Source organism: Priestia aryabhattai B8W22, from assembly GCF_000956595.1.
Taxonomy (GTDB): Bacteria; Bacillota; Bacilli; order Bacillales; family Bacillaceae_H; genus Priestia; species Priestia aryabhattai.
Window position 1 is genome coordinate 102,789 of sequence record NZ_JYOO01000006.1, and the last position, 17,133, is coordinate 119,921.

Here is a 17,133-nt window from a genome sequence, read left to right on the forward strand (position 1 = left end):
CCATTTTCTTTTGTTGCTATTACAAAGCGTTTAGTCTTCATCCACTGTTAACTGACCTTGCTCAAGAACGCTGTCTTTTACAACAGATGTTTTTGAACCGTCAATATTTACTAAGAAGCTTGGTGCAAATGTAGAGTGGTTGTCTTCATAAAAGCCTCTGTTTGTCATGTAGCTTGTAATAACGACATTATTGCCTTTTGTTTGCGGTACGGCAAAGTGAGAATACGTAAATGTTTTATCATTAGGATCTAAATCCATATGAAGAACTAATCCCGTATCATTTAAAGGCTTATATTTTCCTGTTAACGTATTTGAAACATAGCCTAGCATATACACATCATCTTGTCCAATTCCATCAATCGTCATTTTAGATCCGCGAGAATCAGTGAACAAGTACCATTTTCCATCTTTTTTGAAAATGTTTGCACGTTCAATTTCGTCTGTAACTGTGTTTGATGTAATAAGCGGCTTCATTACTTTTTTGAGCGTGTAGTTATCATTTAACTCAATAATGCCCAAAGCCCCGTTTGCTAAAGAAGCTTTTTCTTTATTCGATCCTTCAAGAAGCTTTTTCTTTTCAGATTGGAAGAAAGGATTGTTTCCTCCGTAGTATGCTCTGTTATAAAGAGAGTCTTCGCCTTGATAGCCATCTTCTGTTCCAGTGTTAGCTTCGAAAACAAGGTACTTATGTCCGTTGTCTTCTATGTAATGAGGATCTCTTAGCGTATGGTTATCCCCTGTGTCATAGCCGCCTTCATCAATAAACTGCTGAACCGTTTGATAAATCTTTCCGTCACCATCAAAGATTGACTTGTAATCTTCTACTCCGTCAACTTTTAACGTATTATCGTTTGGCTGAGACATGTTCACTTGAGCTGTCGTTAACGTTTGTTTTCCGTATTGTTTACCTGAATAATCCGTGTAGAATAAACGAACTTTCCCATCTTTCGTTAATGTGGCAGAACCAGACCATTCTTGTGTTTGATTTTTAAGATGCGGGTCATTCGGAACGAATTTATCGCTATCTTTAAATACTCTTCCAGCATTTTTCCAGCTGTCAATCGATTTGTCTCCAGCTTTTTTATAAAAAAGATAAACAGACGTGTCATTAGAATCTTTTGGATCACCTGCTAGGGCAAACACAATTTGATATCCATGATAAGTCGCCACTGTTCCGTCAGCATTTTGTAATGGCCAGCTGTCCCATACATCTAAGTCAATTGTATTTCCCGATGCATCTTTTCCCTTAGCAGAAGCAATGTTTTTAATAGTTGATTCATCAAAAGCAGGAACCTCAAACTGATCACTGTTTTGCTGCTGTGGAATTTTCACCATATTATCGCGAGTAATATGCGAAATTCCGTAGCTATTATTAAAGTCTTTGCTGTCATTTCCTTTAGCAAATGTTTGGTATCCCCCGCCTACTAGTAGGGCTGCAGCCAGTGTAGCAGCAGTTGTATGCTTAGCAACTCGTTTCATTTTCATATGTTTTCTCCTTTTGGGTTAGTAAAGAATATAAATTTATTAATTCAATTAGCTATCAAAAATCCGAAAACAGAACCGGTTCCGTTCAACCAAAAGATTACTTGGATAAATGACGAAAGTCAAACATGCCAAATGTAGCTATTTTTCATTTTCATCTTTTTCATTGAGCTGTAACTAGGACCAAAGTTTACGTGTAAGAGACTTTTTATGTAACCGTTTTTCAAAAAAAAAGTGTACGACTTTTTTACATTCCAAACCACGTTTTCCAGCCGTTGCGTTTTATCTTTTTCACATGATTAAATACTCTATCTTTCTAGCATTGAAAGCGCTATTCCTTTTTTTATGTTTTTCAATCATTGTGTTTTCATCAATCTCTTGAAAAATCAGTACTCTTTTTTATTATTTGGACATGAAAACGTTCTATTCTTTTTCCTTTATGGAGATTAGAATGATAATAATAAAGGTCTAAAGTATGTTTTCAGAAAAAAATATTCCTTCTTTTTACCTACTCATTTTTATCTTTTTTAATGCATCATACGCCATCCCTTTTTACAAAAGAGAGAGCGTATGATGCATTTTTTAAATATTAAGAGTCTAAGCCAGTTGCTTTTCCTTCACGGCTGGAATCAGCTGCTCCAAATAAACGACCGTTTTCTTTATCAATTTGAATACCTTGAACATTTCCGATTGGGAATGGTTCATCTCCAAAATTAAACCCCATGGCTTCTAGCTCTCCTTTGGCATTCATATCCACTCCGGCTTCCCAACCGATAAGTGATCCTGTACTATTAAAAATTCTTGGTTCTTCAATCGCTTCTTTTATATCCATTCCATAGTCTAAGACATTAATAAGCGTTTGAAACACAGACCCTACAATCGTTGGTCCGCCTGGAGACCCTAAAGTGAGTACAGGATCACTGTCTTTAAAAACGATGGTTGGGCTTTTACAGCTAACCGGACGCTTTCCTGCATCCGCTTGATTTAACCCTCCAGGAATAGCATCAAAATCAGTAAGCTCGTTGTTGAGTAAAAATCCATGGTCTTTAACCATAATTCCTGTACCAAAAGGATGTTCTACAGTTGATGTACAAGCGACAATATTGCCCCAGCGGTCAACTACCGTGAAGTGAGTTGTTTCACTAAGCTCACGTTCAGGTTCATAAGGCTGACGCACAACGTTCACTTTTTGGCCTTTCTCATAATCCCATGGGTTGCCAAAATCAACTTTCTCATTTTTATGCTTCCAATTAATTAGTTTTTGACGTTCCTTTATATATTCGTCATTTAAAAGCCCTTTTAATGGAATGTCACTGCAGGCTGGATCTCCTGAGAATGCAATTTTATCTGAAAATGCAATGCGCATAGCCTCTGCAAACAAATAATACTTTTCCCAAGATTTCACGTCGTACTGAGACACATCAAAGTCCTCTAATAGCTTTAAGATTTGCAGCACGGTGGCTCCTCCTGCACTAGGCATGTTAGAAGAGGCAATTCGGTATCCTTTATAATCCCCCCACACGGGCTCATCGATCTTAATCTCGTATTCTTTCAAATCCGACAGTTCCATAAAACCGCCGTGCTCTTTTATCGTTGAAATAATGGCTTCTGCAATTTCACCTTCATAAAAAGCCTCGATACCTTTTTCTTGAAGAATGCGGAATGTTTTAGCCAGATCTTTTTTATTAATCATATCTCCTTCTTGCATAGGCTTGCCGTTTGGGGAATATAGCTGCTTAGCATGTTCTCCTAGCCGGTAGGCGTATGTTTTTAAAATATCTCCAAGCACCCAGTTTGTTTCCACACCTGCTTCTGCTGCTTTGGCAGCCGGTTCAATTAATTCAGCAAGGGGTTTTGTTCCATATTCTTTACGAGCTGCTTCCATCGCCTTTAAAATCCCTGGAATTCCAATTGCCGTTGCATGAGTAGAACGCTTTCTAAACGGAATAACTTCTTTATTTTCATCAAGAAACATTTCAGGATAAGCTGCTTTAGGAGCCTGAGAATGCCCGTCAAAAATTTTAGTTGTTTTACTTTCATTGTGGTATACCATAAAAAAGCCGCTGCCTCCAATACCGGTCATCATCGGTTCTCCAACATTGAGCCCAAACTGAACGGCAATTGCCGCATCAATTGCATTGCCTCCCGCTCTTAGTATCTGTTCTCCGGCGTCTGTTGCAATTGGATGAGCACTGGCTACCATTCCTGTTTTTCCAACCGCTGTTTCTCTTCTATATGAACTCTTTCCTGAACGAGATAAACTTTTTCCATTAATCATCTTTTACGACCTCCTAGTCACTTACTTTATCTGGGATATTGGTAAAATACCCTATTGCATTTGAGATAAAACTGTTTAAATTTGTATTAATTACTTTACCTAGACCGATATCCCTAGAGTATTTTAAGCCCTTTGAAATCTATAAAACAGAAAAAGCGCCAGCTCTTTTTATTTAACAAAAGAGCTGGCGCTTTTTTAGTTTTTCTACCGTTTATACACTTTTACACTTGTACCGAAGCTACTTCATTATTTACGTTCAGCAGGTTATAAAGCTCTTGAAGCCTTCTTATTTCATAGGTTGAATTCCACTTTGTATCATTCTTGTTTTTCTGAGGATTAAACCAGCACGTATCAATACCCGCCAGCTCCCCGCCTTGAATGTCTGCACTCAAAGAATCTCCAACAATTAATGTTTCATGTACGGACAGCTCTTTTATACGTGAAAAAACATAATCAAAATATTCCTTCATAGGTTTTTGAAAACCTGTATCTTCTGAAACAAATACTTCTTTAAAATAAGGATATAGACCTGAGTCCTGAAGGCGCTTATATTGTGTAGCCGATACGCCATTTGTAACAACATATAACTCATAGTAACCGCTCAGGTTTTTAATTACCTCAATTGCTCCGTCAATTAGCTGATGACCATTGTTCAAATACGTTCGATACTCTGCTTCAAGCAGCTGACCGTCCTTCTCTATTCCATATTCTTTACATAGAATGGAAAAGCGAGTATTTACAACTTGTTCACGGCTTATTTTATCTTCTTCAAAAGCTGTCCATAATCCCTTGTTTATCAAACTATAACGTTTTTTGCTTTCCTCAGTCAGCGGAATATCGTGGTTAGCAAAAAGAAGCTCTAAAGCCTGCTCTTCAGCTGCATTAAAATCTAAAAGCGTATTATCAATGTCAAATAGCAGCGTTCGGTATGTTTTCATTCTTCTCTCTCCCCTTCAACTAATCTATTGCTTTTTCTACTCGTATATATTGTCGTTTGCTAGACAGCTCAGTTTTTCTTTATCTTTGAGAATAATGGAGCCTTTCTTTTTTTCAATAACTCCTTGTGCTACAAATTTCTGAAGAACACGATTTAAATGCCGGTAAGTCGTTCCGATTAAATTAGCAATATCTTTTAAACTTTCTGTTTTTTGGTTCATAACCAAATGTGATTCTTCACAAAAAATAGAAAGTAAATAGCTAGCTAGCCGCACTTCAACTGGATACATTAAATTAAAGCTGAGCGAGTTCGATTTTGCGCAAAACTTTTTTGTGAGCATTTCCAGTAAAAACGTCAGCAGCTGTGGGTCATTGCTCGCATATTGTTTTAATCGTTTGTATGGTATACCGATCACAACTAAAGGTGAAACGGCTTCAACCGTATTCATAATATCAACATCTTGTACATACTCAATATCGCCTATTACTTCAAGGGGCTGTTTAAAAGAAAGAACAAGCGTCTTGCCTTCGGGCGATATGGTATAAACTTTAACCTTGCCTTTCACCAATATGTACAAACAATGAGACGCATCTCCTTGAGAACAAACGCGTTCTCCTGCTTCAACCTCATACAGTGACAAATGCGGTATTAAGTCTTTCTTGAAAACTGACTCTAATTTATAAGTATTTATATACTCCAGCAGCTGTTTCTGACTTGTAATTTCCCTCATGTTTTCCTCTCCATCATAACGGTTTCTTTTTATTAAACAATAACACTCCCTAAAATAAAAAGGACATATGTCCCAAATAAAATTTTATTCTTTACGTTGTGCGCATGGACTACTTTCAAGAAAAATATATAAACCAAAAAGACTCTAGCTCGTTGTCTTAGAGTCTTTTTGGTTAAACGCTCTTTTTATTTCTACCGTATCCAACGTAAATAAAGACGCCAATCAGCATCCAGCCGATTGAATAAATCCACGTTTGCATTGATAAGTTAAACATCAGAAAGATACAGCACAGAATAGCAAGAATTGGAATAAACGGTACAAAAGGTACTTTGAAACCGCGCTTTAAGTTAGGCTGACTTTGTCGAAGAGCTAAAATTGAAAATGAAACGGCAGCAAACGTAACAATCGCTAGCATATTTGCTAAATCCGCCAGCTGTTTTAAATCAACAAAACCAGCTACGACCGCGCCTAATGCCCCGACAAGCCATGTAGATATGACAGGTTCGCTGTTTTTTCGGTCCACTTTCGCAAAAAGAGACGGCAATAATCCATCATGGCTCATTGACATCAGTATGCGAGGCACGACAAACAAATAAGCAAACACGACGGCCATAATACCAATAACCGCTCCTATAGATACAATGAGCGCTGCCCATTCTTGTCCTACACTATTGAGCGCATATGACAACGCATCGCCTACGTTTAGCTCTTTATAAGAAACCATTCCTGTTAATACTAATGCAATTACTACGTAAATGACTGCACAAACACTTAGTGCAATCAAAATACCTAGCGGCAAGTTTCTTTGCGGATTTTTTACTTCTTCTGCCGAAGTAGAAATGGCATCAAACCCGTTATAAGCAAAAAAGACGGAAGCTGCGCCTGCAAAGATCCCTTTCACACCATAAGGAGTAAATGGGTGCCAGTTATTTGTATGAATAAAAAAGACGCCCACCGCTACAAATAAAAGAACAATACCTATCTTGATTAAAACCATTAAGTTATTTATTTTTTTACTTTCTTTTACTCCTCTTGTTAATAAAAACGACATGCACAGTACAATAAATACTGCCGGAACATTAATAAGACCCCCGTCGCTTGGTATGGCCGTGAACGATTCAGGAAGTCTAATACCAAATTCAGTAAGCACATTATTCACATAAGATGACCATCCGCCCGCTACTGAAGCTAAAGATACCGTATAGCAGCCTACAATGGACCACCCTATTAAATGCGCTACAAATTTTCCTAATGAAACATATATGTATGTATATGCGCCTCCTGAACTTGGAACAGCTGAACCAAATTCCGCATAACACAGCGCAACAAGAATACAGGCTACTGCAGAAATAACAAAGGAAATGGAGACCGAGGGCCCTGCATCCCTCGCAGCAACTAGCCCAGCTATTACCAGAACTCCTGTCCCAATAGTTGCTCCTACTCCCATCAAAATAACATCAAATAACCCTAGTGTCTTGGTTGATTCTTTTGCTGCATTTTCCTCTAGCAGCTTGTTAACATCTTTTTTTGCAAACAGATTACTCATGATGACTAACCTCTCTTTATCTCATTACGAATGGCTACTTTTTAGTGGTAGATCTTTCTATATATGTAACAGTGAATTATTTTACTACATTTAATTTTCTGTGTAAAATAATTTAGTTTTTAAACTTTTTAATGACTAAAATAAATTTACTAGCGTGTTTTTTATAACACCATTACAATGTACCCGCACAGACTAAAAATATGTGTTAACAACTTTCTCAAAATTGGCTTCATTCACAGTTTCTTTTGTACTATACTAAAGAAAAACTTCATAGGAGCAACGTAAAAGATGAACTTATTTTATTTTCTAAAGGGGTTAGTGATCGGTTTTTCCGTTGCTGCTCCCGTCGGTCCCATTGGTATTTTATGTATCAATCGCACGTTATCTAAAGGGCGATTACACGGATTTGTATCCGGGCTGGGAGCAGCTACAGCAGATGCTCTTTATGGATGCATCGCTGCGTTTGGCTTAACGTTCATTACAACCTTTTTATTAACCCAAAAGATTTGGCTTCAGCTGATTGGGGGATTATTTTTATGTTATTTAGGTGTTCAAACATTCCGTTCTCAACCTGCAGAGCACGCTGCCGCTGCTAAAGGAGGGGGTTTGCTTCGTTCTTATACATCCGTTCTTTTTTTAACCGTTACGAATCCAATGACCATCTTATTTTTTATCGGCGTGTTTTCTGGTGTAGGCATTAGTAAATCGGCATTTGATGCTGCTTCTGCTTTGACAATGGTTACAGGCGTATTTTTAGGATCGGCCTGCTGGTGGCTTTCGCTCAGTTTTGCTATTAGTCTTGCTCGGTCGAAGTTTACGAATAACAGCTTGATCTGGGTAAATCGTATTTCGGGAGCGGTTGTACTGGCCTTCGGGATATTTGCGTTATACAAATTGCTATAAAAAGTCATTTCTCTCCTTTTCTGGGACAAGTGACTTGTTTAATAGAAAAGAATAATCTTAAAAAATACCCTAAACGCTGTCTTTTCTGTATAATAGATAAATAGAAAAACAGAAAAAGTATAAAGATGCTTGAAAACTACATACTCAATCATTAGTCTTCAAACATAATAAGGGGAAATAAAGCATGACCATTCTTCTAGTAGATGACAATCAAGTCAATCTATTTGTGATTGAAAAAATTTTAAAAGGCGCTGGCTACGATAACTGCGTGTCTCTTACATCTGCCCATGCCCTTTTCGACTATCTTAACCTGAACGATGAGAACTTAAAAACAAATTCAGTCGATTTGATTTTACTTGACATTATGATGCCCGAAATTGATGGAATTGAAGCGTGCAGGCGAATTCAACAGGTAGAACGCTTGAAACATATTCCAATTATCTTTGTCACAGCTCTAGAAGATAGCAGCAAATTAGTAGAAGCTCTAGACGCCGGCGGAACAGATTATGTAACAAAGCCGATTAATAAAGTGGAACTGCTGGCTCGTATGCGGGTAGCTTTACGCCTTAAAGCAGAAATTGACTGGCACACGGAACATGAAAAGAAAATTCAAAATGAGTTGGATTTAGCTACACACGTACAGCAAAACTTACTCAGTCCCCCTTTACGAGAAAAAGATATTCAAATGGAAGTTTCATACTACCCTTCTTTTAAATTAGCGGGTGATATGTACTATTGGCACAAAATTGACGAGCACCGGTACGGAATTATTCTTTTTGATATGATGGGGCACGGCATCTCTGCCTCGCTTGTTTGTATGTTTATTTCGTCTGTGCTCAGAGAAGCTATCAAGTCCCTTATAGACCCTGAGCAGGTTATTACAGAATTAAATCGCTACATGGAACTATTGCACAGTGAAAAAGATGAAATTCCATACTATTTCACTGCTATTTATTTAGTTATTGATACGGAAGCTAAAACGGTAGAATATGTGAATGCCGGGCACCCGGAAGGTTATATGTTAGTAGATGAACATACGCTTGTTCCTCTTCAGCGTGGCAGCTGCCCCGTAGGTTTTTTTGAAGAAATGGACGTGCAGAAATCTGTTGTCAGCTTTGAAAACGATGTGCAAATTTTACTATTTACTGACGGAGCTCTCGAATCAATGGGTCCTTGCGAAATTGAATCCGCTCTTCGTCTGCAGAAATTGACCGAACAAAAGTGGACCAATCCAAAAACATTCATGAATGAAATTTTTTCAGAAGAACAAAAGCTAAATCAGCCTGATGATATGTGTGTACTCATGATTCAAGCGCAAGCACAGTAAGAAAAGGACCTCACCATGAGGTCCTTTTCTTATTGCTTTTGATAGATGCGTTCGTTACCTGCAAACTCTGTATAAGAAGCGGACCCTTCGGAAAAGCGAAGCGTTTCTTTATCACCAAGTCCAAGAAATCCTTTTGTACACAGGCTTTCTGAAAATAAATTATACACTTGATTTTGCAGCTGAGCTGTAAAATAAATAAGGACGTTTCGGCAAATGATGACGTGAAATTCATTAAATGACTGATCCGTGACTAAATTATGCTGAGCAAAGATAATATTTTTTAGCAGCGACGGATGAAAATATGCATAGTGATGATCCGTCTGATAATATTCCGAGAAGGCGTTCTTTCCACCAGCTTGAATATAATTTTTTGTATATGACTTCATTTTACGTAAAGAAAAGGCACCTTGTTTGGCTTTTTCTAATACATCCTCGTTCATATCGGTTGCGTAAATGACCGTTTTATCCATTAACCCTTCTTCTTCTAAAAGAATCGCCATAGAAAATACCTCTTCGCCCGTTGCACAGCCAGCATGCCAAATGCGAATTTCCGGATAATCCTTTAATACGGGAATCACCTTTGTGCGAAATGCTTTAAAAAAGCTTGGATCGCGAAACATTTCTGTTACATTTATCGAAAAATCATTTAAAAGCTGATTCATAAATTCTTCTTCGTGAATCGCTTTTTCTAACAATCGAGACACGGTTGGAATACGTTCAATTTTCATTCGATTATAGACTCGGCGACAGATAGAAGATTTAGCGTACTGTCTGAAATCGAATCCTGTTAATCGATAAATAGCCGTCAGCAGTAAATCAATCTCCAAATCTGTTTTTTTATTCATAACTAAGTCTTCACTTAAATCTAGGTGCTTCATATCCATTTATGTTTCATACCCCGCTTAATTTACTAGCCATACACGCATAACGGAGAACAGCTGATTTAAATCTAAAGGTTTGCTGATATAATCTGATGCTCCAGCTTCCAAGCATTTTTCACGATCGTTTTTCATCGCTTTAGCGGTTAGTGCAATAATAGGTAAATCAACAAGCTTGAGCTCTCCTCTAATTTTCTGCATCGCTTCATATCCGTCCATTTGCGGCATCATAATATCCATTAAAATGAGATCAAATGGTTCACTATTCTTCATCATTTCAAGACACTCTATTCCGTTATGAGCTGTCATAATGGTCATACCTTGTTTAGCTAGCGCAGTTTTTAAGGCAAAAATGTTGCGCTGGTCATCATCTACGATGAGCACTCGCTTATCCTGAAACACATTTTCATCATCTTGCAATGAAGGTTCAACTGGTTGTACAGGATGGTCAATTTCAGTTATTTCTGCTTCAGGTTCAGCTTCTTCTACAGATACCGCTACTTCTTCGTATGCAAAATTCACTTTTTCATAGTCAATAAGACCGTTAGAAAGGCTAGGAAGATAGAGTGTAAACGTACTTCCTTTTCCTACTTCACTGCTCAGTGAAATCCAGCCGCCCAACAATTTTGCAAACTCACTGCAAATAGATAAGCCAAGTCCCGTTCCTCCGTATTTGCGAACCGTAGCTCCATCTGCCTGCTGAAACGCTTCAAAGATAAGCTGATGCTTCTCTTTTGGTATACCAATCCCTGTATCAGCTACAGCTATTTCTAGCCAGCAATCCGTATCAATTGTACGCATAGCTGTTGTAAGACGATGGTCAGCTACTCGTTGAATGGATACTGTGACAGATCCCGATTCCGTAAATTTAAATGCATTTGATAAAAGATTTTTCACAATTTGCTGGAATCTCTTTTCATCTGTGTGAATGATGTCCGGTACATCTTGTTCTTTATTAATTTTCAATTGTACGTTTTTCTGTTCAGCAACGTGGCTGAAATTACGTTCAATTTGATCTGGAAGCTCACTCATATTCATCTCGGCAAGCAAAACATCTAGTTTTCCAGACTCTACTTTTGATAAATCCAAGATGTCATTGATTAATGCCAACAAGTCTTTTCCTGAAGAATGAATAATACGAGCATATTCTTCTTCATCTTCAGATAGCGTTTTAGCCGCGTTTTCTTCAAGCATTTCAGACAGAATAAGAATGCTGTTAAGCGGTGTTCGAAGCTCGTGCGACATATTAGCAAGGAATTCGGATTTGTATTGAGAATTCAATTCCAGCTGATGCGCTTTTTCTTCCAAATCTTCCTTTGCAGCCTCTAATTCAAACGATTTTTCTTCTGCATCTTTTGTTCTTTCTTCTAGCTGTTCATTGATCATGCGAAGCTCTTCAGACTGCATTTGCAGTTCTTCTGATTGTGTTTGAAGTTCTTCAGACTGAGCCTGGAGCTCTTCTGTCATCGCCTGAGATTCCTTTAATAAACGAGCAATTTCCATCCGTCTGATTACACCATTGATAGTCAGACCAAACGTTTCAATCACTTGACTAATAAGTTCTTGCTCTAAAGCTGTAAATTCGTGCAGCGATGCAAGCTCAATAACAGCAATCACTTCATCTTCAAACAAGACGGGTACAATAAAAATACTCTTAGGTTTTACGTCTCCTAATCCTGAAGCAATGAGCTGATACGTGTCAGGGACATCGTTTATGACAAAGGTTCTTTTTTCTAAAGCAGCTTGTCCGATAAGCCCTTCGCCTATCAAAAAGCTCGCTCTTCCCGCTTCACTTTTTTGATCTGCAAAAGCAGCTTGTTTGACGAATAGGTTTCCTTTATCATTTTCCTCTCGAACATAAAATGCCCCGAAAGAAGCTCCTGTCATTTCTGAAATCGTAAAGAGAAACTTCTCCGCGAGCTTGTCTACGGATGCTATGCCTTGGTACATTGTTACAGCATGTGCAAGGTTCGTTTGAAGCCAGTTTCGCTCTTCAATATTTTCTAACAGCGCGTTCGTAGCTAGCCCTAAATCTTTAATTTCATCATTAGATCTAACTTTAATTCTTCCTTTTAACTCGCCTTTTGAAGCCGTAATTCGTTTGATCGTTTGCGTAACTTCTTTAATCGTATTCACAATAGAATTGGACAAAACAACAGCAATAACAAGTGAAATAAGCGTAACAAAAAACAGCAAACCGTAAAGACCGATTTTAATTTTTTGATTTTTCTCGTCTAACTCTGTTGCTCTTGTTTCAGTGGATTTCTTCTCTACATTTCGAAAAGAAGTAAACTGGCTGCGTATATCGTCCATATACTGGCGCCCAGGATCTTTCTCAAAAAATTGCTGAAGCTCTTTTGTATTATTTTCTTTTTTTAATGCAATGGTCGGTTCACCAGCAGCTTCAATCCAGTCTTGAATGCTTCCTTTAATCTTTTCCAGTTTCTCCTGCTGATTTGGATTATTATTTAGAAGCTGATACAACGCATTATAATCTTTTTCCCAACTTGATGCTGCGCTGTTATAAGGTTCTAAGTAACTCGCTTCTCCTGTAATAATATAGCCTCTTTGTCCGGTTTCCATATCGAGCAGGTGTTTTTCAATTCGATTGGTCAGATCATGGACTTCAATATCATGATCAATGATGAAATTTCGCTCTTTTTGCAAAGATGAAATTTGACTGTTTAAAACAATAAATGCAATAAATAAACAGATAATAACAATTAAATATCCAATAATAATTTTGGATTTGATGCCAAACCTCATTTTCTTTTCCATAATGTTCCTACTTTCATTCTAGATATTCTTCTAGAAGCATTCGAAAAACATGTTTATTTTTGCCGCTGGACAATTTCACTTTCAGTACACACTCTCCACTCCATCTTCCTTTGCTTGATAGGGCCTCTCTCTTTTTCCTATCAAGTCAACATTCCTATTATACACTCTATTTTTGTACAGAAGAATATTTATTGTACAAGAGGGAAAGATTAATTTTCTATTTTGCAAATATCTATTTTCAAGCTCTCTATAAAAATAGGCCCATGCTGTTAAAAGCATGAGCCTATCTTACAATATTTTTGTACACAATAAGGTAATGAAAAGTAATTTATGCTCTGGGGAATCACATAAATTATGACAACATAGGTATAAATAAATACTTACATGCGAAACGTAAAGCATTCATTATTTAAATTGTACTTGGAGAATAGAAAGCCTTGCCACTTTTTTTAATTTAAATATATTTTTTAAACTTACATATCTACTTGCTGTACTTTTTATCTCGAGCTCTTTAACATTGCCAAAATCTTTGAGAGACTCGCTAGGTTCTTATTTTGAAGAGTTTCAGCAAAATGTGATATTTTATAAAGCGTTTCCATACTTTCAATCGGATATTTTCCAGCGGCAGTTTCACCAGAAAGCATCACTGCATTGGTACCATCAAGTACTGCCTGAAATACATCTGTCACCTCAGCCCTTGTAGGAATTGCGCTGCGCACCATTGATTGAAGCATTTGTGTCGCTGTGATCACATACTTGTTTTGCATCCGGCATTCATGAATTAATATTTTTTGGAGCAAAGGAATCCATTCATAAGGCAGCTCTACTCCTAAATCTCCTCGTGCAATCATAATTCCATCGCCTTCTTTTAACACTACTTCTTTTGACTTTATCACTCCAAGTCTAATTTTAGGACCTTGTAAATCTCCTAAAATTTGAATAGAGGAATTTAAAGACCTTAACGTATCTATAATTGTTTTATGACTTTCATGCGACCCATGAGATAAATTCAGTCGAGCAATTGTCATTCCTTTTCCCAACAGTCTCTCTAGTACATCTTTTTTATTACTAGCAGGTCCAATTGTACAGATTCTATCGATTGCCACTGCCTTTCACCATCCTTTTAATGTAGGATGCCCATTTTCATAAAAGAGATAAGCTTTATACAAAAATAGGTATACCACCACAAAAAAATGCCTCTTAGTCAATAACTTGCCTAAGAGACAGCCCTTTTATTACTTTACCCAGCTTTCCGTCACTTTCTTATTTTTAGAAATCCAGTTTTTCACGCCTTTTGTTTCGTCTTTTGCACTGTTAATTTCTGATTCCAAAGATGCTAGTTGCTCGGCACTAATAGAAAAATCTTTCATCCATTTTGCAGCTTCTGGATAATCTTTTTTAAAGGTCTTTTTGCTAATCGACTGTATTTTTTCAGGTCCAGTTGGATTCATCGTATTTTTCGGATCTTTTAAATATCTGAGATTATACTTTTCAAAAGCCCAGTGCGGGCGCCATAACGTAACAACAATGGGTTCTTTATTAGCAATGGCTTTATCTAATTCCGATAACATGGCGGCTGTACTGCTTTCTACTAAATTCCAATCTGTTAACCCATAGCTTGGCATGGCATGATCTTTAGTAAGACCGTTGATTCCAGATCCTGGTTCAATACTAATAATCTTTCCGTTAAACTCCTTTTTCTTATTTTTTAAATCACTTATCGACTGCACGTCTACGTAGTCAGGAACGGCCAGTCCGCTATCTGCCTGGTCGTACCAAGTGCCAAGAACGTCTACTTGCTTTCCGAATCTTTTCATATAAGAACTGTGGGTGGTAGGCATCCATACATCCAAAAACAAATCAATATTTCCTTGAGCAACTCCTGAGAAAAGCGGAGCTACATCGCTTTGAACTGCTTTGACTTTATAGCCTTTTTCCTCTAATAATTCCTTCCATAGAAACGTAACAGCTACGGCTTCGTCCCATGGTATGTATCCCATTGTAATTTCTTTTTTAGTCGTCGTTCCGCTTGCCGTATTACTATTGCCGCATGCAGAGACAAGCAGCATGATGGAGATTGTTAGCATAATAAAAGAAATTTTTTTTGAATATTTCATATACTCCCACCTTTATCCATTTTATTTGCTTGATTGAATATCTCGGCTTTTTTGAGTAGAAAGATGCGTTAAACGATCTAAAATAACGGCAATAATAACAACCGCAATCCCACCGATAAACCCTAAGCCTACATCTAGCATACTGATGCTTCGCAATACCTCCGCACCTAAGCCGCCCGCACCGACCATTGAAGAAATAACAACCATAGAAAGAGATAACATAATAACTTGGTTTACACCCGACATAATCATAGGCAAAGCCAGCGGCAGCTGTACTTTAATTAATTTTTGCCATTCCGTTGCTCCAAAAGCTTCTGCCGCTTCTAAAGTGGTGTGTGGAACCTGCTGAAGCCCAAGCAGCGTCAGACGAACGGCAGGGGGCATTGCGAAAATAAACGTAGCAATAAGAGCTGTAACATTCCCTAATCCAAATAAAAGTACGGACGGAATTAAATAAACAAAAGCAGGCATTGTTTGCATAATATCAAGAATCGGCTTTATGACTGCTCCCACTTTGTTAAATCGGTGTGATAATATGCCTAAAGGAACGCCGAATAGAAGTGAAATAATAGTAGAAGCTAAAACGAGAGATAAGGTCAGCATCGATGCTTCCCATAGATCCAAGCTAATAATAAGAAGTAAACCAAAACACGTAAATACAGCTATCTTCCAATCTGTTAACCATAGCGCTAATAGAACAAAAACAATGACAGTTACTAGCGGAGGAGAGGCTGTCAATGTCCATTCAAGGCTGGTGATTAAACTGGTCATTATCTGGTTGATTCCAGTAAATACACCTGAAAAACTATCAATCATGTAATCAACAAATGAATTTGCCCATTTATCTAAAGGAATACGAGGAATCATCGCAGCATTCACCATCATATTTACCTGACCTCCACTTGATATGATTTACCTTCTTGCTGCTCGGTCACTGCAGTACGTTCAGTGAGATTTGCAATAAGAGTGCTCGGGGAAATCATACCTTGTAGGCGGTGATGATTATCAACAATGACTACAGGCGAATGACTGTCTGTAAATAGAGGAATCATTTCTTGTAAAGACATATCAGGATTGACGCAGTGCGGCTGTGTCAATCCTTTTCCTTTTAAATCATGCTTATGAGCTTCAATAAGCTCCATCACTGTATAGATGCTCATCATACCTAATAAGCGGTCAGAACTATCAAGAACAAAAATCGCAGATAAATGATTGGTTCTCATTCTTCTTAATATGACTTGTGGTGATTCATACTCGTAGGCAGCCGTTTCTACCGGAACCACCACGTCTTTAGCAAGGCGAATTTTGCCGTAATTAACGTCTTGAACAAGCAGTTTTACATAATCGGTTGCCGGTTGACTTAAAATATCTTCAGCGGTTCCAAGCTGTACAATCTCTCCGTCTTTCATTACGGCAGCCCGGTGCCCTAAAGTTAATGCTTCATCCAGATCATGCGTTACAAAGATAACTGTTTTCTGTACTTCTCCTTGAATATCAAGAAATAGCTTTTGCATATCTCTTCGAATAAGAGGATCTAACGCCGAAAAAGGCTCATCCATCAGCAAAATCTCTTGTTCAGAAGCAAGGGCTCTCGCTAATCCAACTCGCTGCTGCATACCTCCTGATAATTCATAAATTCTTTTATAAGCTTGTCCATTTAAGCCCACCATTTCAAGCGCCTGTTTCCCTCGCTTTTCTCTTTCGTTTGCTGATACGCCTTGTATCTCTAGACCGAACGTAATGTTGTCAATCACAGTGCGGTTTGGAAGGAGGCCCACATTTTGAAAGACCATCCCAATTTTATTTCTCCGGACTTCCTGAAGCTGTCTTTTTGGCATATGAGAAATATCTGTGTTTTCTAGATATACCGTCCCTTCTGTTGGTTCTACAAGCCCGTTCAAGCATCGAAGCAAAGTAGATTTTCCGCTTCCTGATAATCCAATTAACACAAAGGTTTCTCCCTTTTTCACTTCGAAATGAGCATTGTAAATAGCAACGGTTGTCTTAGTAGCTTGTTCGACTTCATATTTACTTTGTCCAGCTTCTCTCAGCTTAAGAGCCTGTTCTTTTTGATAGCCAAACACTTTTGAAACATCGGTAACGCGGATAATGGGTTCTGTTAGTTTAGAGCTTGTACTCAATTTATTTCCCCCTTAT

The 17,133-nt window shown here is 37.9% G+C and carries 13 protein-coding genes; 2 read left to right on the top strand and 11 right to left on the bottom strand.

The window, feature by feature from the left end; genetic code table 11:
* Window positions 1–30: 30 nt before the first annotated feature.
* The 5 genes from N178_RS06715 to N178_RS06735 all read right to left on the bottom strand — a co-directional run bounded on the left by N178_RS06715 (window position 31) and on the right by N178_RS06735 (window position 6,973).
* Window positions 31–1,485 carry a glycoside hydrolase family 68 protein gene (locus tag N178_RS06715; protein WP_045291427.1) on the bottom strand — a complete coding sequence of 485 codons (1,455 nt, stop codon included), beginning with the start codon at window positions 1,483–1,485 and terminating at the stop codon, window positions 31–33.
* A 586-nt stretch (window positions 1,486–2,071) separates the two neighbouring features.
* Window positions 2,072–3,760: a gamma-glutamyltransferase gene (gene ggt, locus N178_RS06720; protein ID WP_045291428.1), complete on the bottom strand. Its 1,689-nt coding sequence runs from the start codon at window positions 3,758–3,760 to the stop codon at window positions 2,072–2,074.
* 221 nt (window positions 3,761–3,981) lie between these two features.
* Window positions 3,982–4,698 carry a YjjG family noncanonical pyrimidine nucleotidase gene (locus N178_RS06725; protein WP_045291429.1) on the bottom strand — a complete coding sequence of 239 codons (717 nt, stop codon included), beginning with the start codon at window positions 4,696–4,698 and terminating at the stop codon, window positions 3,982–3,984.
* Window positions 4,699–4,734: 36 nt separating this feature from the next.
* Window positions 4,735–5,427, bottom strand: a complete 693-nt coding sequence (locus N178_RS06730) for a Crp/Fnr family transcriptional regulator (RefSeq protein ID WP_045291431.1) — start codon at window positions 5,425–5,427, stop codon at window positions 4,735–4,737.
* A 172-nt stretch (window positions 5,428–5,599) separates the two neighbouring features.
* Entirely contained in the window at window positions 5,600–6,973 is a 1,374-nt protein-coding gene (locus tag N178_RS06735) for an amino acid permease (RefSeq protein ID WP_045291432.1), read from the bottom strand.
* 288 nt (window positions 6,974–7,261) lie between these two features.
* Between N178_RS06735 and N178_RS06740 the strand changes: the two genes are divergently transcribed.
* Both N178_RS06740 and N178_RS06745 read left to right on the top strand, forming a co-directional pair.
* Entirely contained in the window at window positions 7,262–7,876 is a 615-nt protein-coding gene (locus N178_RS06740; RefSeq protein ID WP_045291433.1) for a LysE family translocator, read from the top strand.
* A 184-nt stretch (window positions 7,877–8,060) separates the two neighbouring features.
* Window positions 8,061–9,203, top strand: coding sequence for a SpoIIE family protein phosphatase (locus tag N178_RS06745; RefSeq protein ID WP_045291434.1), 1,143 nt, complete (start codon window positions 8,061–8,063; stop codon window positions 9,201–9,203).
* A gap of 29 nt (window positions 9,204–9,232) precedes the next feature.
* On the opposite strand, the gene N178_RS06750 is transcribed toward N178_RS06745, so the two are convergent.
* From N178_RS06750 to N178_RS06775, 6 genes are all read right to left on the bottom strand, one after another.
* The gene (locus N178_RS06750; RefSeq protein WP_045291437.1) at window positions 9,233–10,087 is read right to left on the bottom strand and encodes a CheR family methyltransferase; all 855 of its coding nucleotides are present in this window, start codon (window positions 10,085–10,087) and stop codon (window positions 9,233–9,235) included.
* Window positions 10,088–10,105: 18 nt separating this feature from the next.
* Window positions 10,106–12,859 carry a CHASE3 domain-containing protein gene (locus tag N178_RS06755; RefSeq protein ID WP_045291439.1) on the bottom strand — a complete coding sequence of 918 codons (2,754 nt, stop codon included), beginning with the start codon at window positions 12,857–12,859 and terminating at the stop codon, window positions 10,106–10,108.
* Between the two features lie 497 nt (window positions 12,860–13,356).
* Window positions 13,357–13,965, bottom strand: a complete 609-nt coding sequence (locus N178_RS06760; protein ID WP_045291441.1) for a pyruvate kinase — start codon at window positions 13,963–13,965, stop codon at window positions 13,357–13,359.
* Window positions 13,966–14,094: 129 nt separating this feature from the next.
* On the bottom strand, window positions 14,095–14,976 hold the full coding sequence (locus tag N178_RS06765) for a glycine betaine ABC transporter substrate-binding protein (protein ID WP_045291442.1): 882 nt from the start codon (window positions 14,974–14,976) through the stop codon (window positions 14,095–14,097).
* A 21-nt stretch (window positions 14,977–14,997) separates the two neighbouring features.
* On the bottom strand, window positions 14,998–15,861 hold the full coding sequence (locus N178_RS06770) for an ABC transporter permease (protein ID WP_045291444.1): 864 nt from the start codon (window positions 15,859–15,861) through the stop codon (window positions 14,998–15,000).
* A 2-nt stretch (window positions 15,862–15,863) separates the two neighbouring features.
* Window positions 15,864–17,117 carry a quaternary amine ABC transporter ATP-binding protein gene (locus tag N178_RS06775; protein WP_045291446.1) on the bottom strand — a complete coding sequence of 418 codons (1,254 nt, stop codon included), beginning with the start codon at window positions 17,115–17,117 and terminating at the stop codon, window positions 15,864–15,866.
* Window positions 17,118–17,133 lie beyond the last annotated feature (16 nt).